Below are 20303 nucleotides of genomic sequence, written 5' to 3' on the forward strand. Positions count from 1 at the left end.
CCCCGCGCCCGCCCCCATGACTGGGCTCTGGGCACGGCGGCGGACCGGGCGAACGTGCTCGACCGCGCCCTCGGCGGGCGGGGCCCCGACATCGGCTCGCTGGCCGAGATCGATGCCATCATCGCCGCCACCGACGAGCTGCTCGAGGCCGAAGAACGCGACGGCGACCGCGACACCGGCGCCGACGAACGCGCCGTCACACGCCAGAACGCGCTGCGGCAAGTCCAAGACCTCACCGCCGAACACACCCACACCAGCGAACGCTTCACCGGAATCCGGAGCCACGACCAGAACCTGATCGATCACCTCGACGGACTACTCGCCCGAACCCGGCTCGCTCGCAGCGCCGCCGAACAGGCCGGCGCGAGCCCGGAACAAGTCCACACCGCCTACCTGGCCGGACGCGACGGCACCTACTACCACAGCACCTCACCGCCCGAGCCGGCCTCTGAACACGAGCAGGCCGAACCCGACGCCGTAGCCCAGATCGACGCGGCGGTGACCGCCGCGATCGGCGAGCAAGCCGAGGAGGGCATCACTGCGGACTTCGAACCGGCCCACGAACTCGACATCGCCATCTACCAGAACGTCGGGGCGGTGCTGTGAAATCCAATGCGCGAAAACAAGATTCCATGACCAGACGAGGAGGACGCCGATGATCGCGAGCCGCGAGACGCGCCGCCGCGTCAAAGGCGGGCTCGGTGAGGAAACCACGGCGCTGCTGCTGGTCGGCGCTGCGCTCGCGGCAGCGGGCACCGCATGGGCAGCGCTCGCCGTGGGCAGCTGGTGGGCCGGACTGCCGATCACCGGACATCCAGCCTCCGCTCTCGCCGGTGTCGTTCTCGGAACCCTGGTATGGCCATGGCAGGCCACCGTCGCCGCCGTGCTGCTCTACACCGCCGAGGCCGGGATCCTCATCGCCGCCCGGAGCCTTTTGCGCCCACCGAGCGAAATCGATGCCGCCGCACGAACCATGCAACGCCCCAACCAGATCCGCCTCGCCCGCGCCGGCGACAATGCGGCCGCCAACCGGCGACTGCTCGCGGATGCACCCACAGAAGTCCGGGCCATGAAAGGGCCGCCGCTGGGCTCGACCGTCATCGGCGGTGTCGACCTGTTCGTCCCCGCCGAACTCGGGGTAACGATCGCCGCGGGCACCCGCACCGGCAAGACCATGGCCTGGGCGATCCCGGCAGTGCTGGCCGCGTGGGGACCCTGCCTGGCCACATCCAACAAGCCCGATCTCCACCGGCACACCCTCGCCGGACGTGAACAACACGGCCGAATCTGGCTGTCGGACCTGCAAGGAGTCACCGGAACACCGACCTGCGGCTTCTGGGTGAACCTGCTGATCCAGGTCACCAACCTGCCCGCGGCCCGCAAACTGGCCGGATTCTTCGTCTCCGCGGCCTCCGGGTCGGCAGCGCAAGCAGCGAACGCGAAAGTCGACTCCTACTTCGATGGCGGAGCCCAAGAACTCCTGGCGCTCTACATCCTGGCCGCCGCCCGCTCCGGCGGCGACCTGCTGCATGTGGCCGAATGGCTCGGCCGTGACCAGGACCAGACACCCGCACTGATCCTGGACAACCACGGCCAACATCGCCCCGCCGACCGGATCCGCGAATCCCAGGCCCTCTACGCCCGCCAGCGCGACGGCCTGTATGACATGGCCCGCAGATACCTCAATGTCCTCGCCGACGCCGACTACGCGCGCATGGTCACACCACCGGCGCGTAGACGCCTGCGGGTCCGGGAGCAGACCGACAAACGCACTGGCGACACGACCGTCGTGATCGAGGAAACCGAACTCCCACGCACCCACGATCTGCCCGAATTCGAACCGTTGGAATTCGTCACCTCCACCGACACCGTCTATGCGCTGAGCATGGCCGGCCCCGACGGGGCCACACCACTGACCTCGGCGCTGGTCGGGCAGATCATCGAGGCCGCCCTGAGCACAGCCAGGGCACGACCTGACGGGCGACTCGCGGTACCCATGCTGGGAGTCCTCGACGAGGCCGCCAACTGCGCACGCATCGCCGAACTCCCCAGCTATTACACCTACGCCGGCGGCTGCGGCATCGTCCTCATGACGATCCTGCAAGTCCTCGAACAGGGCGAAGACCTCTGGGGCGCGAACGGTTTGAAAACCATGCGCGCCCAGTCGATCGAGGTCTACGGCGGCGGCATCGCCGCGGTGGACTATCTACAGCACTGGTCGCAGATGGCCGGACAGCACGATGTCGCTGACCGCTCCCGCAGCCGCGGCGCGGGCGGCACCAACCGAACCCTTTCGTGGCGGGCCGAACCCATCCTCGACGTCGCCCAGCTCGCCGCCCTGCCGAAGGACCGCGCGCTGGTGCGGCTGCCCGGACACGGTCCGGTCGTGGTCGCGAAAACCTGGTGGCAGGACACCGAGTACGCGCAGGTCATCCGCGAATCTCTCCAACGATTCGCTAACCCGAACACACCATCCGTGGTCACCGTGGCTCTCGACGACGGCGACCCAGCGACCGAGGAGCCCACGTAGTGACCAGCGCGACCCCAAACACCAGCGCCACACCGAAGAACCCCCGGAAACCGGCCTACCCGCACTTCACAGCCTTCGCCGAGAAATGGCTGCTGCCGCTGATCAGCGTCCGTCTCTCTTCAGGCCAGCGCGACGGCACCAATACCTGGTGCGCGCACTGGTGGGCCCATCGACCGGTCGCGGTACGCATCGCCCACCTGCATTCTGCTTTCGAGGCCTCTCGCGGCAGTGCCGCCAGTAGTTTCGTCACCGGCCACGTCGACGCCCACCTGCGCACCATCCTCGATGCGGCGAAAGGGCCGCTGCATCGCTGCACCCCGACCGAGCACGTGCCCACCCCGTCCCTGCCGTTCGAACCGGTCCCCGACGAATGGTTCAGTCGATCTCCAGCCACCGGCGAGAAGGCCGAGCCGGTCGGAAGCGCCAGGAGCTCCGGCAGCGTCTCCGGTGGCGGTGACGCTGCGAAGAAGCAGCAGCCCCCGCCCCGATTCAGCCACTATGCGTCGTGGGTGCAACGGTGGCTGCTCCCGGTGACCGCGGTCAGGATCGCCGCCCAGCAGCGGGAAGGCACCTACACCTGGTGCTCACGCTGGTTCGACCACCACGGTGTAGCCGTCCGCTTCGCCCTGCTGCACGCCGCCTTTGAGGCCGCGGTGATCTCCAAGGATCGCACCGCGATGTCGAACTTCTTCGTCCGCCAGATCGACCCGACCATGCGTGTGGTGCTCGATGCCGCCCACGGCCCCCTGCACCGCTGCTCACCCGCCGACCACCTACATCTGCCCGGCCTGACGAGCGTCGCCGTCCCCCGTTACTGGTTCGGCGTCCCCGGCGCCCGAACCCCGATCGAACGCGCTGGCTTCGGCCCCGACTTCCGCCTGTTCGCGGACACGGACGAGGGAGGAACACAGTGACCGAACCGAGAATCGAACTGACGCTCGCCCAAACCCGCGTCCTGACGGCCGTGCACAACCACAGCGCAACTATTGCCGAAATGCTCGGCAGAGCAGCAACCTTCGCTGGACCCGCACCGCATGCCTGGCTGGTCGCCTACCACCACCACGCCCTCGCCCGCGCCGATCTGGCCACCGCCGCGACCGCCGGCGGGGTTCCGCAGGTATGGATCGATCACGTTCAATCCCTCGCTGAACGCGGCATCGTCTGGAGTCCGAAGTCCTCACTGCGGGCTCCGGGCCGGACAGATTGGGACCGAATCCTGACCGATCTCACCACTGAGGTCGCCCGCATCCGGGAATGGGAAGCACTCGACGTTGCCTACCACCGACTCGAACACCCCACCGGCAACACCACGTCGGCGGGCTTGCGCACCGGTCTCGAAGCGGTACGGATGCGCACCGCGGGTGTCGCCAACCTTCTCGGCGTCACCGCTGACCTGTCGGTCGAGTTATGGGGCGATGTGTCGGATTGGGCACGCTACGCCGCCGTGACACTCGATGCTGTCCCCGCCGAACAGATTATCCACCGCTGGCAGGCCACAACCATCACCGATACCCGCGCCTACGCCGGTCAAGCCACCGCCCTGGCCGCCGCCGGCATCCCCGTCGACGCCGCTGCCGCGCTCCCGCCCACCGAGGACTTGCGCGCCGCCATCCACACCGAACTGGGCGACATACACCCACAGTTCGTCTCCACCGACGCATCCTTCAGCTCTGCGGTGCAGGCCGCGATCATCCCGTCCTTCGACGTGCCGGCGGAGGTGGTGTTCAGTACCGCGCGCGGCCTCGACGAGCCATGGAACAACGGTCCCGGCCACGCCGAGACACTCCCGGTGTTCTCGAGTGTCGACGGAGCCGACTGGTGAGCCCGGTCCGACCGCCACAACGCGTCCGCGACATACCGGCCGACCACGCCGAAGGACTGCGCAGGGTGCATCAGCTCACCGCCGAAAGCGCCAGCTTGCACCGCGCACTGACGTCCGCACCGGCTATAGCCGACCGGCTGGATGTGGTTCGACAGGTCGACGCCGTCGACCGCGACCGCGCACTGCTGGAAATCAACTTGCTCAGCCACGGGATACCGGCGCTGTGGATCGACGTCGCACGGCGACTCGGAGCAGCCCACCAACCGTGGACGACCGACCAGATCCTGCCACCGGCCCGCACGGATACCAGACGCAGCAGCCACAACCGAGTCGCGGCCGACACCCATCTACTCGTGGACATGGCCGCGGTCAGCGTCGTGCGAGACCACCTGCTCAACCACCACCGCAACCCCATCGACACCACCACCGCTGACGCGGTCCAGTTCCGTCGCAACATGGGCGCCGTCTGGCAACGCAGTGTCCTCACCGCTCAGCTCACCAAGGTCAGCCACCACAAGTGCGTCCAGTTCATCGACACCGCAACCGCCGACCTCACGCAGAGGATCGGGCGCTACCGAGCCATGAGCCTCGACGACATCCAAACCCTCTGGCACGCCTACACCGGCGGCGACCTGGCCGACACCTACCGCCGATCCATCACCGCATCCACCAGATCCGTCCACCAACCGAGCCCGCACCTACCCGATCCTCAGCACTGGCTCGACCACGCCCGTCAGACGTTCATGAGCGCCAGACCGCCGGAACAGATCCGACAGGTCCACTGCGCTGTCGCCGCCGCACTTCCAGGACACATTCTCGAGGACAGGCCCGGCCCTACCCACCAGCACGAAAACGATGAGATCCCAAGCGCAGACAACGAAGTCGAGGCAGGGCCCGGTCCGTGACCACACACCGATCCTCGAACCATCTACCAAGACCCGTGTCGTGGCGAAGATGACCCGGCCACACGGGCGACACGACCCCACCCGACCCGACACCCACCGGCGTCGACCCATCAGAGCCCGAAACATCCGAACTCGCGCACAACCATCGCCAGGAGAACCTGCCATGCCTGTAACCCGGGACCGATTCAACCGTGAAGCCGTCGAGCTGCGCAGCCTCGACATCGGTGACCACCGCGTCACCTACCTGCCCGACGGCGTCGCCCGGATCGACCCGGCCCGCTGGCTCCCCGACGCCGGGGAAGAGGTCTGGCGGCAGTTCGCCGACCTCATCGACGGCGACGGCTACCTCGCCGCCAGCGTCGGAGCGTTGCTGATCGAATACGGCAACCGCGCGATGCTGATCGACGCCGGATTCGGCCCCTTGGCCGTACCCACCCAGGTCGGACTACTCAGAGGTGGGAAACTGCTCGACAACCTCGCCGCCGCCGGCCGCACCGTCGCCGATCTCGACCTCGTCGCGCTGACCCACCTGCACATGGACCACCTCGGATGGCTGTGGCAGTCCCATCCCGACACCACCATCAACATCTTCGCCGGAATCCCGATCTTGGTCTCCCACACCGAATGGCAAAACCTCGACCTCGCGATCGCCGACGGCACACCACCACAGGTCCTCGACGTCATCGCCGCCCAGGTCCGCGCCATCGGTCAGGACGAGATCTTCCCCGGCGTACACGCCATCCCGACTCCAGGCCACAGCCTCGGTCACACCAGCTACCGACTCACCAGCGGCGGCGAGCACCTACTGGTCTTCGGCGACGCTCTCACCACCTCGGTCCAGATCACCTATCCGAACCTGACCAGCTCCGCCGACGACGACCCCGACCGAGCACGAGCCAGCGCGAGATGGCTCATCGACCAACTCACCCGCCCCGACACCTTCGGCTTCGGCATGCACTTCGCCGACATCCAATTCGGCCGCGTCGCTACGATCAGCGGCACCCACCACTGGCAGCCTGCCCCGACTACCGCCCTCTGACCCCTGGCAACGGCAGACGTCCGCCCTCGTCATCGAATCGCTCTGAGAGAGCAACCGATGACCGAACAAGACACCGCGCCCTCCCACCCCTCCGCAGCTGACATCAACAGGTGGATCGCTGTGCGGGAGATCGACAGCGAATCCGAACTGCACCTATCCGGGGACTGGGCGACCATGTGCGGGATCGACGATCCCGACTACCTCGTAGCCGACCTGCTCGGCTTCCATCAAGACGGACTTTCGGTGGCGACCGAAGGACCGGGGCCAGGACACCGCATGCCATGTCCTCGACACACGGCGTCCCTGCCGCCGCTGCGGTCCCGTACCAGCGATTTGGTGGCCGTTGCCAACGGTCGTCTCGTCGGAGGCGTCCTCAGCGGCGCCCGTCGTGCCACAGCCGATGTCGATACGGGTGAGGGACAACGGCACCTTGACGACGCCAACCACTCGGACTGTTGGACCGAAGACGTGCACATCCAGCCTGACAGGCACCGTGCCGAAATCGGCCGCGATCTGCTTGGGCTTCTGGCCGGGCCCTGGGTTACGGGACGCACACGACGTAGTCAGGGAAGTCCCGGGGGATAGGGCTTGAGCACGGTGTCCATCCTTCCAGCAGTGCGACACGGCACCACCGATCAGAATCGCCCGACGAACATACAACCGTGAGCTGCGGTCGTCTAACACCAAGGCGCGCGCTCACAACGCCCGAGTCGAGAACCAGCGCCGGAAACTCGACCAGGAGATCCGAAGACTGAACTCGCGTCCGGCGGCGGCGACGTTCGTCGCCTACCGGTCATCGGTCGAGACATTGACCCGCACGTACGACGTCGCGGAGAAGCGGTTGGCCACCGACACTCTCACGCCGGCAGGACACGAACTCGTCGACCAGGGGAGTGGCGAGGCCGCCAACAGCGTCTACCGTGCTCAACGCCATGGATGGCGACGGCGCCACAGAGAACGATCCGAGCGAGGACGAGCTCCGCATGCCGAGCATGCAGACTGAGCTGGCGGCGTTCGGTCAGGACCTCGTGGACCGATGGACCGGGGCTCTCTTCTCGCTGAGCCCGCGCAATCCGGACGCCGCTCGCCACTTCTGCACCAGCGCGCGCGAGGTCCTCATCGCCATGCTCGACCAGTCCGCGCCGGATGCTCTCGTCTTGGCCGATGACCCGACCTGCGACCGCACTGACCGAGGCGTACCGACCCGCCGTTCCAAGGTGAGATTCCTGCTGCACAGTCAAAGGCATAGGGGAGGACTCCACCGTGGAGCTCGTGGAGGAGGACATGGACAACCTCCTCACGCTGTTCCGGGCTTTCAACGACGGCACGCATGGGCATGCGGGACGCTTCACGATTACGCAGCTCAACGCGTTGCGGATCCGCGTCGAGTCAGCTATTGGCTTCATCCACACGCTCTGCGCGCCGTGAACAGCTGCCAGTGCGGCATCGCCGTCGCCAGGTGTGTCGATCTCCTGTGGGCTGTCGGTAACCTCCGTAATACTTAGGACACCGACATGCGACGAAGGACCTCATCTCTGTGACGATCACCCAGCAAGAGCTTGAGTCGCGGCTGTGGGCTGCCGCGAACGCGCTCCGCGGCCCCGTCGACCCGGCCGACTTCAAGACCTACGTCTTCCCGATGCTGTTCTGGAAGTGGATCAGCGACACCTGGGTCTTCGAGCACGACGAGGCGCTCGATGAGTATGGCGATGACCTCGACGACGAGATCGAGGCCGACTTCCACCGGTTCGAGATGCCCAAGGGCACGCTGTGGAGTGAGGTTACCGGCACGGTGGTCAACCTCGGTGCGGAGATAGCGAAGACGTTCCAGCGCATCGAGAAGGCGAACCCGCGCTCTCTGGCGGGTGTGTTCGGCGATGCGTCGTGGGGAAACAAGGAGCGCATCCCGGAGTCGGCGCTGCTGGGGCTGATCCAGGCGTTCAACCAGATTCGTCTCGACCCGTCAACCGTCTCCCACGACTTGCTGGGTGCCGGCTATGAGTACCTGCTGAAAAACTTCGCCGATGAGTCTGGCAAGAAGGCTGGCGAGTTCTTCACTCCGCGTGAGGTGGTGAGCCTTCTGGTTGGGATCTTGCAGCCGGAGCCTGGCGAGTCGGTCTATGACCCGACCTGCGGCTCGGGCGGCATGCTGGTCGCCACGATCAACCAGCTGCGTGAGTCCAGCAAGGACCACCGCACGCTGCGGGTGTACGGCCAGGAGATCAACCTGACCACGGCCTCGATCGCGCGAATGAACCTGTTCCTGCACGAGATCGAGGACTTTGACATCAAGCGCGGCGACACCCTGCGTATGCCGGCGTTCAAGGACACAGCGGGCGCCGTGCGCCGCTTCGATGTGGTGATCGCCAATCCGCCTTTCTCGCTGGCGAATTGGGGTGCTGACCGTTGGGCGGCAGACCCGCGGGCGTTTTGCGGGGTGCCGCCGGCCAAGAACGGTGACTTTGCGTTCGTGCAGCATATGGTCTCGTCGATGAACCCCGGCTCTGGCCGCGTGGGCGTCGTCATGCCGCACGGTGTGCTGTTTCGCGGCGGGGCCGAGGCGAAGATACGGCAGCGGCTCATCGAGAAAGACTTGCTGGAGGCCATCGTCGGCCTGCCGCCGAACCTGTTCTACTCGACGTCGATCCCGGCGTGTCTGCTGATCTTCCGTGACCAGAAGCCCGCCGAGCGCAAGGACCACGTCCTTTTCATCGACGGCTCGGCAAGGTTCAGCAAGGGCAAGAGCCAGAACGTCATGTCCGAGGGTGACGTCCATACCCTCGTCGACGCCTACCGCACCGGCGAGGACCCCGACGGTGACGGCGGCGCAGAGGTTCGGCTCGTTCGCTTCGAGGAGATTGAACAGAACGGCTTCGATCTGAACATCGGGCGGTACATCAAGGTCGCTGCCGAGGAGACCGCCGATCTGGGTACCGCACTCGTTTCCTACGCCGACGCCCGGCAGTGCCGCATAGGGACCGAAGTGGCCATGTTCGAGCGCCTCGCGGCCGCGGGCATCAACCTGAGCATGTTCGAGGCCGCCGATGAGTGAGTGGGAGGTGACGACACTGGGCAACGTTGCGTTGGTAAATCCGAAGGAGCCATCGCTCGAGGAATCCGCACCGTTCATTACGATGGCGGATGTTCGGGAATGGGGCGAGTTTGCTTCCCCCTCAGGTGAGCGGGGAACCCGCGGGGGAGTTCGTGCCCGTGGCGGAGACGTTCTAATGGCGCGTATTACTCCATGCCTAGAGAACGGAAAGATCGCAAAAGTTCCTGAAAGTCTCGATCGTGTAGGGGGGTCGACAGAGTTCATCGTCATCCGTGGCAGCTCAATTGTGTCGAGCGATTTTCTTTTTCTCTGGGCGGCGAGTGCCGAGACTCATCGTGCATCCGTGAATCTCATGGCCGGCTCGACTGGCCGTCAGCGTGTCTCGGCCCAGGACGTTGCTGACCTCCCCATCGCTCTTCCGACTCCGGCCGAGCAGCGTCGAATCGTCGATGTCATGGCCGCGGTGGACGCGCAGATCAAGTCACTGGCTGAAGAGAACGACCGGCTTCTTCAAGTGGCTCGAGCACGGCGATCCGAGCTCGTGAACGATGAGTCGGTTCCCGGGGTCCGTGCTGAGCAGGCATTCGACTTCTCGACGGGGGTACGACGGACCCCGGACCGAGCCACTGGGCCGAATATGACTCCCTACCTGCGCTCGGCCAATGTCGGCTATGGATCGCTTGACCTGTCGGACGTGCTCCAAATGAACTACGAGCCGCACGAACGCGAGAAGTTCAGCCTTCGATACGGTGACGTGCTCGTATCCGAAGGAAGTGCGAGCGCGAAGGCTGTGGGGATGCCGGCAGTATGGCGCGATGAGATTGCAGGCCCGGTCTGCTTCCAGATGACCCTGCTTCGTTTGCGCGCCATTGCGGACGTCTGCACCCCGGGCTTCGCCTTCCAATGGTGTTTGTGGGCATACGAGTCCGGCAGCTTCCTCGACGTTGCTGGCGGCACCAACATCAAACACATCAGTGCGAAGCGGTCGAGCCAGATGTTAGTGCGCCTGCCATCCGTCTCGAGACAGGAAGCAATCGCCGAAGAATTGGACGCTGTGAGTGCCCAGTTGACTTCGATGCGGTCTGAGCTCGCAGCCCTCCGGTCGTTCCGCTCGACCCTCCTGACGTCTCTTCTGAATCAGGAGATCGAGATCCCGGAGTCGTACGACCGCCTTCTCGGGGGAGTGTCGTGAGATGGGGTTCACCGAAGCGAGCACGATCCAGAAATCGCTGGTCGAGTGGGCCGAGGAAGCTGGCTGGGAGCCCATCGCGGGCGATGAGCTGCCGCGTGACGAGCACGATGTCCTCGTTGAGGACTGGGCGCGTGAGGCGCTGCTCGCGCTGAATCCTGAGCTCGTCGACGACTTCGAGTCGGCGGAGTTGGTGCTTCACGAGTTGAATCAGGCTGTCCTGGATGCCCACAACGGTCTGGTCGCGGCCAACGAGCTCGTGACCGTGATGCTGCGTGGGGACCATTCGTTCCCGACGATCGATGGTAAGCACGTTCCGCGCCGTCTGATCGACTTCGAGAATCTCGACAACAACCGGTTCACAGTCGCTGACGAGGTCACGATCGCCGGGGCCGTCAAGCCACGTCGGTTCGACGTCGTCTACTACGTGAACGGGTTCCCGCTGGTGGTGGCGGAGACAAAGACGCCGGTCAAGCAGCAGGTCTCATGGGTGAACGCCGCGAAGGACCTCTACGGCACCTACGAGGAGGAGTACCCGAACTTCTTCGCGACCAACGTCTTCAACATCGCCACGGAGGGTCTCGAGTTCCGGATGGCCCCGATCCGAGCCATACCGGATCCCGATTCGGAGATCTGGGCTCCGTGGGGTTCGACGGAAGATGACCCGAAGGTGGTCACGGGCCCGGCTCGTGTCGAGCGGGCGGCGCGGCTGCTGCTGCGGCCGGAGACGGTCTTGCCGATCCTGAAGGATCTGGTGATGTTCCGTCACGCACGAGACGCCTCCGAGGTCGATATCAAGTTCCTGCCGCGGTATCCGCAGTTCGAGGCGGCGCTCGGGATCCACCGGAAGGTTCTCGCCGGCCGTCCGGGCGGTCTGATCTGGCATCACCAGGGTTCGGGGAAGACGGAGCTGATGGCGTTCGCTGCGGCGCGTCTGCTGCGCGACCCGGCCGTGGCCGAGGCGTTTGGTGGTGCGCCGACGGTGATCGTGATCGCCGACAGGAAGGATCTGGTGCGCCAGACCGCGGAGATGTTCGAGACCGCCGGCATGCCGCGGATGAGTGTGCCCAAGAACCGGCGTGAGCTGTTCGCGCTGCTCCGTAGCGGGGAGCCCGGAGTCATCATCACTACGGTGCACAAGTTCGCTGAGGCCGGGCATCTCAACGACCGTTCGAACATCGTCGTGCTGGTCGATGAGGCACACCGTTCCCAGGAGGGGAAGTTCGGCGAGGCGTGGCGTGCGGCGGTGCCGAATGCGAAGTTCTTCGGCGCGACGGGGACCGCGATCCAGGACAAGGACCGCTCCACGTTCAAGCTCTTCGGTGACCCGGACGACCTGGACTTCGTCATGTCCCGGTACACACCGGAGCAGTCGATCGCCGACGGGTTCACCAAGCCCGTGATCGTGGAGGGCAGGTCGGTCGGCTTCAGCCTCGACAAGGAAGCCCTGGACGAGGCCTTCGATGAGCTGGCGGCCGATGAGGGCCTGGAGGAGGACGAGAAGGTCTACCTGTCTGGGAAGGCCTCCCACATCGAGACGATCCTCTCCAACCCGGAGCGTGTTGCCGCGGTGTGTGCCGACATCGTCGATCACTTCCTGACCTTCGTTGCGCCGCTCGGGCAAAAGGCCCAGGTTGTCGCCTACAACCAGAGCCTGGTCATCGCCTACGCCCTCGCGATCGAGGCGGAGCTGGAGCGTCGTGGTGCATTCATGCCTGACGGTCGGCTGCGTGAGGTCGGCGTGGTCATGCACGTCGCCGACAGTAAGGACACTCCGAAGGAGTACAAGAAGTACCTGCTCACCCCTGAGCAGGAGGAAGCGCTGAAACGCCGGTTCAAGAAGGTCGACGATCCGATGTCGTTCGTGGTCGTCACCGCGAAGTGGATGACCGGCTTCAATGCGCCCATCGAAGGTGTGCTGTATCTGGACAAGCCGGCGAAGGACGCGAACCTGTTCCAGACGATCACCCGCCCCAACCGTCCGTGGAAGAACCCGATCACCGGGCAGCGCAAGGACTACGGACGCGTCGTCGACTACATCGGCCTGGCGAAAGCCATCGGCAATGCGGTCGCCGGCCCCCATGCGAAGGGCGGGGACGAGGAGGAGCTCAACGTCACCGACGCCTCCAAGCTGGCCGGGAAGTTCGTCACCGACCTCACGCGCCTGCTGCATCTGTTCAGCGGCATCGACACGACCGACTCCTCGTTCGACTCGCTCGCCGAGGCCCACGAGCGAATCCCTGAGGGAAGCGCCGGGCGCACGGAGTTCGTCGAGACCTACGTCGCGCTGCAGACCGTGTGGGAGTTCCTCGACCCGCACCCGATGCTGCTTCCGTTCAAACAGCAGCATTTCTGGCTCGCGAAAGTGTACGAGTCGATCCGCCCGAGGGACGTCTCGAAGGCGTTCCTGTGGGCGCGCCTCGGCGCGAAGACCACGAACCTTGTCCACGGTCACATGAACGAGGTGGCTGTGAGGACGATGCATTCGAAGACCGTCACACTCGACGCTGCGGGCCTGGCTCTCGTCAAGAGGATCGCCGAGCAGTTGAGGCTTCCGGAGGCCGGATCGTCGGAGACGGGCACTGATGACGTGTATCAGCAGGTCCTCGACTCGATCGAGGCACGTCTGCGGCGCAGGTTCGAAGACACTGAGAGCCCGGTCTACAAGTCGCTGGCGGAGCGGATCGAGAAGCTGCGCACGAAGGCGATCGAGAACGTCGAGGACTCGCTCGCGTTCCTCGAAGCCGCGCTGAAGATCGCGCAGGACGTTGTCGCCGCCGACCGTGCGGCGGAGCAGGGCGACGAATCCGCCCTGGAGCAGCTCGCGGATCCGAAACGCGGGGCACTGACCCAGATCGTCGAGGAGAACACACCTCCAGGGCTGCACAAGATCGTCCCGGACATCGCACTCCGCATCGACGAGATCGTCGTCGAGGTCGCCTACGCCGGCTGGACTTCAAGCGATGCCGGCGACAAGAGGGTCCGGCGTGAACTCCGCACCGTCCTGAAGGACTTCAGCCTCCCGGTCAAGGGCGCGCTGTTCGATCGGACGTACGAGTACGTGCGGGAGAACTATTGAGGACGCCGTCGTGATCGTGCGGGCCGTGGTGAAACGGCCGAGCTGAGCAACAGGAGTTCCAGGCATCCTCGCGAACTGATCGACCGCAACGCTGTCGATCAGTTCCTGGAGTCTCCCGATCTTCGAGAGACGCTCACCGACGCGGCGATGTTGCACGAGCGCGCGTTCGACAAACTCACAGGAGCTCTCACCGGGGAGAACGGGCGTGGGAACCGCGATGAACCTTGAAGAGCCAATCCTCCCTGCCGTTAGGAGGGCATGATCATGCGTATGGCTCTGGATGCTGCTGCGGCCCGAAAGCTGCCCACGATGATCAAGAGGTTGCAGCAGCTTGTCGATAGCGAGTCGCCATCGACGTCGGCGCGTCATCTCGAGGAGTGCGCGGAGCTGATCGAGCCCTGGCTGTCCTCGGCGCTCCGTCGTTCCGTCGCGGTCGACCGAGTTGGGGAGAACGTGCATCTGGTCGCGCGAGCACCCGTTCCGCGAGTGCTGGTACTGGGGCACTTCGATACGGTCTGGCCGGTCGGCACGATCAGCGACTGGCCTTTCTCGATCGATGAGAACTCCCGAATAGGGCGGGGGCCAGGCATCTTCGACATGAAGGCTGGCATCGTGCAGGCGCTCACCGCCATCGAGTCGCTTCCCGATCCGGATCACGTGAGTGTGTTGCTGACCAGTGACGAAGAGGTTGGTTCGGCTACGTCTCGTGCGCTGATCGCGGAACTGGCGCAGGATGCCGGTGCCGTGCTGGTGTGTGAGCCGTCCGCTGATGGGGGAGCTGTCAAGGTCGCGCGGAAGGGGATCGCGAACTACGAGGTCGTGGTGACCGGTCGTGCGGCGCACGCCGGCCTCGAGCCTCATCTGGGTGTGAACGCGAGCGTCGAACTCGCGCATCAGATCATTCGGTTCACAGCGATCGGCGATTCGGACCGTGAGACCTCGGTGGTTCCGACGCTGGCTTCCGCCGGAACAACCGTGAACACGGTGCCAGAGTCCGCACGTGTGCATGTCGACGCGCGGTCGTGGACGGTCACTGAACTCGAGCGGGTCGATGCTGCGATGCACCGGCTGACCGCGCAGCTCGCCGGTGCCGTGGTCAGTGTCGCCGGAGGCATCGAGCGACGCCCGTTCGAAGAGACTGTCGCTCGCACTTTGTATACCGAGGCAGCCACTGCTGCGACTGCGCTCGGAATCGGGCCCTTGGCAGCGGTGCGGTCGGGAGGTGGGTCCGACGGCAACCTGACCGCAGCGCTCGGCATACCGACCCTGGACGGGCTCGGTGCCGTCGGGGGCCATCCGCACGCATGGAACGAACACGTCCTCATCGACACGATGCCCGAGCGTGCAGCGCTGCTCGGTGCGTTGCTGGCTCGAATCACAGGTCAGTCCCATTCGCACTGAACTCGAAAGCGAGCCATGGCTCTCACACAGGCACAACCCCCTCGGCCGGGTGGTACGAATGAGATATGCGGCTACTGATTCTCGGCGGCTCCTGGTTCCTCGGCCGAACCATCGCCGAACAAGCAATCGCCGACGGTCACGACGTCACGACGTTCCGTCGGGGCCGGACCGGCAGTGATGTCGTCGGCGTCAATACGATTCGCGGCGACCGCACCGACCCTGCTTCCCTTGCTCGTCTCGCTGAGGCCGGCCCCTGGGATGCCGTGGTCGACACATCGTCCTTTGTGCCACGGGAGACCCTCGCTCTCACGCGTGCGTTGGAGCCGGTCACCACCAGGTACGTCCTGGTGTCAACCGTGTCGGTTTACGAGGGATGGCCGATACACCCGCTTACAGAGGACTCGCCGACTCTGGATTGTCCTGCCGACGCGGGACCCGACTATGGATACGACGGCGACCCCGGTCCGACAACGTACGGCTTCGGCAAGGCTGGATGCGAGCGCGCCGTCCTCGAAGTGTTCGGACCGGACCGGACTCTACTCTTGCGGCCCGGCGTGATCCTCGGCCCGTGGGAGTACGTAGGCCGCCTCGAATGGTGGCTGCGACGCATGGTGCGCGGGGGGCGCGTGCTGGCGCCGGGGCAGCCTGGACGGTCGATTCAGCCGATCGACGTACGTGATGTCGCCGCCTTCGCTCTTCGTCCGCACTTGACGGGAACCTTCAATGTCGTGGCGAAAGGCCGCGACACGATGGGGGACATGCTGACCGCGTGCTCCGCCGTGACCGGCAGTACAGCCGTCCTCGAGTGGGTGACTGATGAGCAGTGGCTCATCGAGCAAGGTGTGCGGCAGTGGACGGAGCTGCCGTTGTGGCGTTCCTACCACGGTGCATGGTCGGTCGACGCCGAGCGCGCACGGCAGGCTGGGCTCACGTGCCGGCCGATCCATGCGACAGTCGCCGATACCTGGCAGTGGTTGCTTGATGGAGGGGCGGCAGTTGAGCATGAGCGTGCCGGCGAACTGGGGATCACCCCTGCGCGCGAACGTGACATCTTGCGGTTGTGGGACGCCGTGCAGCTCGACCACTGCGGTGCCTGATTCCTACTTCGGAAGTGCTCTTATCCCGGTTGTACGGGACAACGAGACTGCGGTGAAGTCCTCGATCGCGGCACCGAGCTGCAACGCCTCTACGGCTCCGCGATAGCGGGCGGTACCGAGCATGCGGGACAGTGCATGCAGTCGTAATGCGATCGCCTCGGTACGGCGGGCGGCAGGCAACTCGAACACCGGTTGCAGGGCTGTCTGCGCGCCCGCGAGGTCATCGCGAAGGGTGCGCGCCGCTCCGAGATCTACCTGGGCGCCGAGTGCGCCGAGCACCCAACGTTGTTCGACGGGAATCTGCTCGAACAGGTGGACTGCGTCCGATGCCTCACGTTCAGCTTGATCGCCGTCGCCGAGCGCCACATAGGCGGCACCGGCGCAGAGCGCGCGGCGTGGCCGACCGAACGAGAGTTCCCCGCCGACCGCATCGAGCAGCGTGTCATTGCCTGCCTGATCGAGTTGATCTGTTGCGGCATCGAGTTCGGATCGAACCTCGCCGCGTGCACCCAGCAGGGCGAGAGCGCGCGCGTTCACCGAATGCAGACGTGCCCGTGCGGTTCCTGCGGGCGCGGTCGACAGGGCGGCCGCCGCGATTGCATGTGCGCGGCGCGGGTGCCCTGACCAGAACGCGAGAGTGACCTGAAGGGCGCGCGCCCATGCCTGTAGCGATGGATGGTCGATCACGGAGCCATAGGTGTAGGCGGCGCGGGCTTGCTCCTCAGCTGCCTCGACCAGTCCGAGATCCCATGTGACCGACGACAGCAGTCCACAGACCTGACCGGCGAGGAGGTACAGCTCCGCTTGCTGCAGCGGCTTGTGGGTGCGGTCGAGCTGCTGATAGATCGTGTCACGTAGCAGAACAAGGTCGCTGAGCATGTCGAGCGGTGGTGTCACGTAGTAGGCGCCAGCGGCGTGTCCGGCGGCCGCATGGAGGTGCTCCAGGGCGGATGGATCGAGTGCCGAGGCGGCTTCGAGCGCGTGGCTCACCGATTCGTGTGCTGCGTTCACTGCCAGCTCCTTCTCCGTGGCGGCGGTAGCGGTGTCGGCTCGGGGCAGGCCGAGCAGTACGGAGGCCGGTTCACCGAACCAGGTTTCGAGAACGTGACGAGCCGGGACACGAGGCGGTCCCGACACGCCCTGCATCCACCGCTTCACCGCGCTGCGCGAGATTCCTGCCGCGATGCCGAGTTCGTCGGCTCGACGGCTGAATTCACGCACGAAGTCACTCGTGCTGATTCCCCTCTGAATGGCGAGCTGTTCGAGCCTCGTCCGTGGCTGCACCATTCCTGTCTCCAGCCTTCCCCTCATGGTCCGACGGTATCTGTATTCCACCCCACGAAGACGATGTCGCGAAAGAAATGGGCTGGATACGGGCCCAAGTGGGCCGACACGGCTCAGGTATGGGCCTGGTGCGCAGGGTGATGCTGAGGACAGGCCCCGGCGTCGGGTCGACGAACAATGTTGAGTCCTCGGCGCCGGGTGTCGACCAGCATCGTCAGGAGGGCAATGGGATTGGACTGCGTAGCCGCACGTCTCCTCCGGCGAGACACATCGTTCACAGTTCGATCGATATTTCGGGAGTATCCCCTTGCCTACAGTGCAATCCGGCATTCCCCCTTCCAGTCGATGCCCCGCCGGGCATGGTTCACCCCTCGACGTCGACGGCACACTCCGTGTCCCGATCTATACGGACGGCTTCGCTGCGGACCCGCACGCCGCGTACGCCCACATGCGTGATCGGTTCGGGTCATTAGTACCGGTGTGGCTGGCACCGGGTGTTCCGGCGACGTTGGTGATCGGCTACTGGACTGCGCTCCGGATCATGAACGATCCGGAGCACTTTCCTGCCGATCCCAGCCTCTGGCAGCGGGGCATCCCGGCGGAGTGCCCCGTGCGGCCGATGATGGAGAAGCGACCTAATGCTCTGCGCAGCAGTGGTGTCGAACACGCCCGCTACCGATCGGCCACGGTTGATGCCCTCTGCCGGGTGGACTTGGTCGATCTTCACGGGGTGGTCGAGCGCAGCGCTGTGGGCCTGATCAACGGGTTCGGTGCCCAGGGGCGGGCTGATCTGCTGGGCGACTACGCGCTCCCGTTGGTGTTCGAGGTGATCGGCGAACTGATCGGCTGCGACCCTGACGTCAGCGAGCGGGCCGCCACCGGTATGGCGATGATGTTCGACACCACCGAGGCCGCCGCCGAGGGGAATCAGTTGGCGGTGCAGGCGCTGGGTGAGCTCGTCGCTCGTAAACGCGCTCGTCCGGGCAAGGACATCACTTCCTGGCTGCTGTCTCATCCGGCGGCGCTGGATGATGAGGAACTGGTCCATCAGCTGTTCACCCTGTATGCAGCTGCGAGCGAGCCCCTGACGAATCTGATTGCCAACACGGTGTCGCTGATGATGACCCGCCCGGATTTCGGAGGCAGGGTTGTCGAGGGCGCGGTGTCGACGCGTGACGCGTTGACCCATGTGTTGTTTCGTGATCCGCCACTGGCGAACTTCTGCTTCAGCTATCCCCGGCAGCCGCAACTCATCGACGAAAAGGTCTGGGTGCCAGCGCATCAACCGATCGTGATCAGCCTCGCTGCCTGCAACAACGACCCGGCAGTCCTGGGCGGCAACATCTACGGCAACGAATCCCACCTGGGTCTCGGCGCCGGACCACACCGCTGCCCCGCCCGGACGCCGGCTGAACTGATCGCCGGTGACGCGATCGACCAGCTCCTCGACGCCTTACCCGAGATCGAACTCGCGGTCCCGGTCGAGCAGTTGAGGTGGCGACCGGGACCGTTCCACCGGTCTTTGGAAGCGCTGCCGGTCGTCTTCAAACCTATTTCTTCACTTCCTCTTTCGTCCACCCGCTGACTGTTAGGCAACTTGTGATGACTGATCTACATCCCGTCCCCGCCGTCACTCCTGCTTCTGCTTCCGCTCCGGTCGTGTTGGATGTCACCGGCGACGACATCCTCGGTGAGGCAGTCACGCTGCGCGACCGTGGTCCGCTGGTCCGCGTGGTATTGCCCGACAATATCCCTGCCTGGGCGATCACCGATTCCGAGGTATTCAAGAACCTGTTCACCGACTGGCGCGTTTCCAAAGACGCCCACCAGCATTGGCCTGCATTCCGCTCCCGCGAGGTGCCGCCGGACTGGCCGTTGATCACGTGGGTGTCGGTGCGCAACATGTTCACCGCCTACGGCAAAGACCACCAGCGCCTGCGCAAACTCATCGGTCCCGCCTTCACTGCCCGCCGCGTCACCGCGCTACGTCCCCAGATCAAGCAGATCGTCACCGGACTGCTCGACGATCTCGCCGCCCGTCCCGACCGCACGGTGATCGACCTGCGTGAGGACTACGCCACCCAAGTGCCATTGCGAGTCATCTCCGCGTTGATGGGGGTCCCAGACGACCTGCAGCCACGCCTTCGGGTGTGCGTCGATGAGATCTTCTCCACCAGCCCCCAACGTGACCCGCAGGCCACGTTCATCGAACTGGTCGAGACCCTGTCTGCTCTGGTCGCGCGCCGTCGTGTCCATCCGGGCGAAGACATGACCAGCTTGCTCATCAGCCACCGCGACGAGCAGGCCGACCGGCTCACCGAAGAGGAGTTGGTCCACACGCTGTTGCTGGTGATCAGCGCCCGCTACGAGACCACCGTCAACCTCATCGACCAGGCCATCTATCAGGTATTGACCACGCCCGAACTGCTGAGGCAACTGCGGACCGGCACCGTCACCTGGTCGCAGTTGATCGAAGAAACCTTGCGGCATGCACCACCGGTGGCGAACCTGCCGCTGCGCTACGCGATCGCCGATATCGACATCGCCGACGTGCAGATCAAGGCCGGGGAAGCGATCATCGCCGGGATCGCCGCAGCCAACCGCAACCCCCACCGACACGACCCCAACCCCGACGCCTTCGACCCCGCCCGCCCGAACAAAGAACACCTGTCCTTCGGATACGGGCCGCATCACTGCCTCGGCGCGGCTCTGGCCCGCCTCGAAGCCGTCGAAGCCCTGCCCGCCCTGTTCGGACGCTTCCCCGAACTCACCCTCGCCGTCGAGACAGACGAGCTGAAACCGTTGCCCAGCTTCATCTCCCACGGACACCAGTCCCTGCCCGTCTACCTGGACAGGGCGCCCCCCCACAAACCGGGGGGGGGGGGGGGGGGGCAGCCCCCCCCCC

The 20303-nt window shown here is 65.3% G+C and carries 15 protein-coding genes and 1 pseudogene; 15 read left to right on the forward strand and 1 reads right to left on the reverse strand.

Translation table 11 applies throughout. The annotated features are described in order from the left end of the window. From QH283_RS23170 to QH283_RS23230, 13 genes and pseudogenes are all read left to right on the forward strand, one after another. The coding region (locus QH283_RS23170) for a hypothetical protein (RefSeq protein WP_280505052.1) at positions 1-606 on the forward strand (606 nt) is incomplete at its 5' end. A gap of 277 nt (positions 607-883) precedes the next feature. Next, positions 884-2530: a type IV secretory system conjugative DNA transfer family protein gene (locus QH283_RS23175; RefSeq protein ID WP_280505053.1), complete on the forward strand. Its 1647-nt coding sequence runs from the start codon at positions 884-886 to the stop codon at positions 2528-2530. Continuing rightward, positions 2530-3444 (forward strand): DUF4913 domain-containing protein, encoded by a 915-nt coding sequence (locus QH283_RS23180; RefSeq protein ID WP_280505054.1) that lies wholly within the window; start codon positions 2530-2532, stop codon positions 3442-3444. The genes QH283_RS23175 and QH283_RS23180 overlap by 1 nt, the downstream gene beginning before the upstream one ends. Then, positions 3441-4352 (forward strand): hypothetical protein, encoded by a 912-nt coding sequence (locus tag QH283_RS23185; protein WP_280505055.1) that lies wholly within the window; start codon positions 3441-3443, stop codon positions 4350-4352. The genes QH283_RS23180 and QH283_RS23185 overlap by 4 nt, the downstream gene beginning before the upstream one ends. Before the next feature lie 65 nt (positions 4353-4417). Continuing rightward, positions 4418-5257 (forward strand): hypothetical protein, encoded by an 840-nt coding sequence (locus tag QH283_RS23190; RefSeq protein ID WP_280505056.1) that lies wholly within the window; start codon positions 4418-4420, stop codon positions 5255-5257. 163 nt (positions 5258-5420) lie between these two features. After that, entirely contained in the window at positions 5421-6296 is an 876-nt protein-coding gene (locus QH283_RS23195; RefSeq protein ID WP_280505057.1) for an MBL fold metallo-hydrolase, read from the forward strand. A 992-nt stretch (positions 6297-7288) separates the two neighbouring features. Then, positions 7289-7471, forward strand: a pseudogene (locus QH283_RS23200) (hypothetical protein); the annotation flags it as partial. Between the two features lie 88 nt (positions 7472-7559). After that, positions 7560-7724 (forward strand): hypothetical protein, encoded by a 165-nt coding sequence (locus QH283_RS23205; RefSeq protein WP_280505058.1) that lies wholly within the window; start codon positions 7560-7562, stop codon positions 7722-7724. Positions 7725-7833: 109 nt separating this feature from the next. Further along, complete coding sequence (locus QH283_RS23210) at positions 7834-9348, forward strand: type I restriction-modification system subunit M (RefSeq protein ID WP_280505059.1); 1515 nt, start codon at positions 7834-7836, stop codon at positions 9346-9348. A 7-nt stretch (positions 9349-9355) separates the two neighbouring features. Next, positions 9356-10540, forward strand: coding sequence for a restriction endonuclease subunit S (locus QH283_RS23215; RefSeq protein ID WP_280505060.1), 1185 nt, complete (start codon positions 9356-9358; stop codon positions 10538-10540). 1 nt (position 10541) lies between these two features. After that, on the forward strand, positions 10542-13616 hold the full coding sequence (locus tag QH283_RS23220) for a type I restriction endonuclease subunit R (protein WP_280505061.1): 3075 nt from the start codon (positions 10542-10544) through the stop codon (positions 13614-13616). A 258-nt stretch (positions 13617-13874) separates the two neighbouring features. Next, positions 13875-15017 (forward strand): M20/M25/M40 family metallo-hydrolase, encoded by a 1143-nt coding sequence (locus QH283_RS23225; protein WP_280505062.1) that lies wholly within the window; start codon positions 13875-13877, stop codon positions 15015-15017. Between the two features lie 65 nt (positions 15018-15082). Then, positions 15083-16114 carry an NAD-dependent epimerase/dehydratase family protein gene (locus tag QH283_RS23230; RefSeq protein WP_280505063.1) on the forward strand — a complete coding sequence of 344 codons (1032 nt, stop codon included), beginning with the start codon at positions 15083-15085 and terminating at the stop codon, positions 16112-16114. 3 nt (positions 16115-16117) lie between these two features. On the opposite strand, the gene QH283_RS23235 is transcribed toward QH283_RS23230, so the two are convergent. Beyond that, positions 16118-17401: a hypothetical protein gene (locus QH283_RS23235; protein WP_280505064.1), complete on the reverse strand. Its 1284-nt coding sequence runs from the start codon at positions 17399-17401 to the stop codon at positions 16118-16120. A 538-nt stretch (positions 17402-17939) separates the two neighbouring features. On the opposite strand from QH283_RS23235, the gene QH283_RS23240 reads away from it, so the two are divergent. Further along, the gene (locus tag QH283_RS23240) at positions 17940-18983 is read left to right on the forward strand and encodes a cytochrome P450 (RefSeq protein WP_348538302.1); all 1044 of its coding nucleotides are present in this window, start codon (positions 17940-17942) and stop codon (positions 18981-18983) included. 74 nt (positions 18984-19057) lie between these two features. Further along, positions 19058-20303 (forward strand): cytochrome P450 family protein (locus QH283_RS23245; RefSeq protein WP_348538303.1); only part of this gene is annotated, 1246 nt, incomplete at its 3' end.

This window comes from Nocardia farcinica, from assembly GCF_029867845.1.
GTDB classification, from domain to species: Bacteria; Actinomycetota; Actinomycetes; order Mycobacteriales; family Mycobacteriaceae; genus Nocardia; species Nocardia farcinica_A.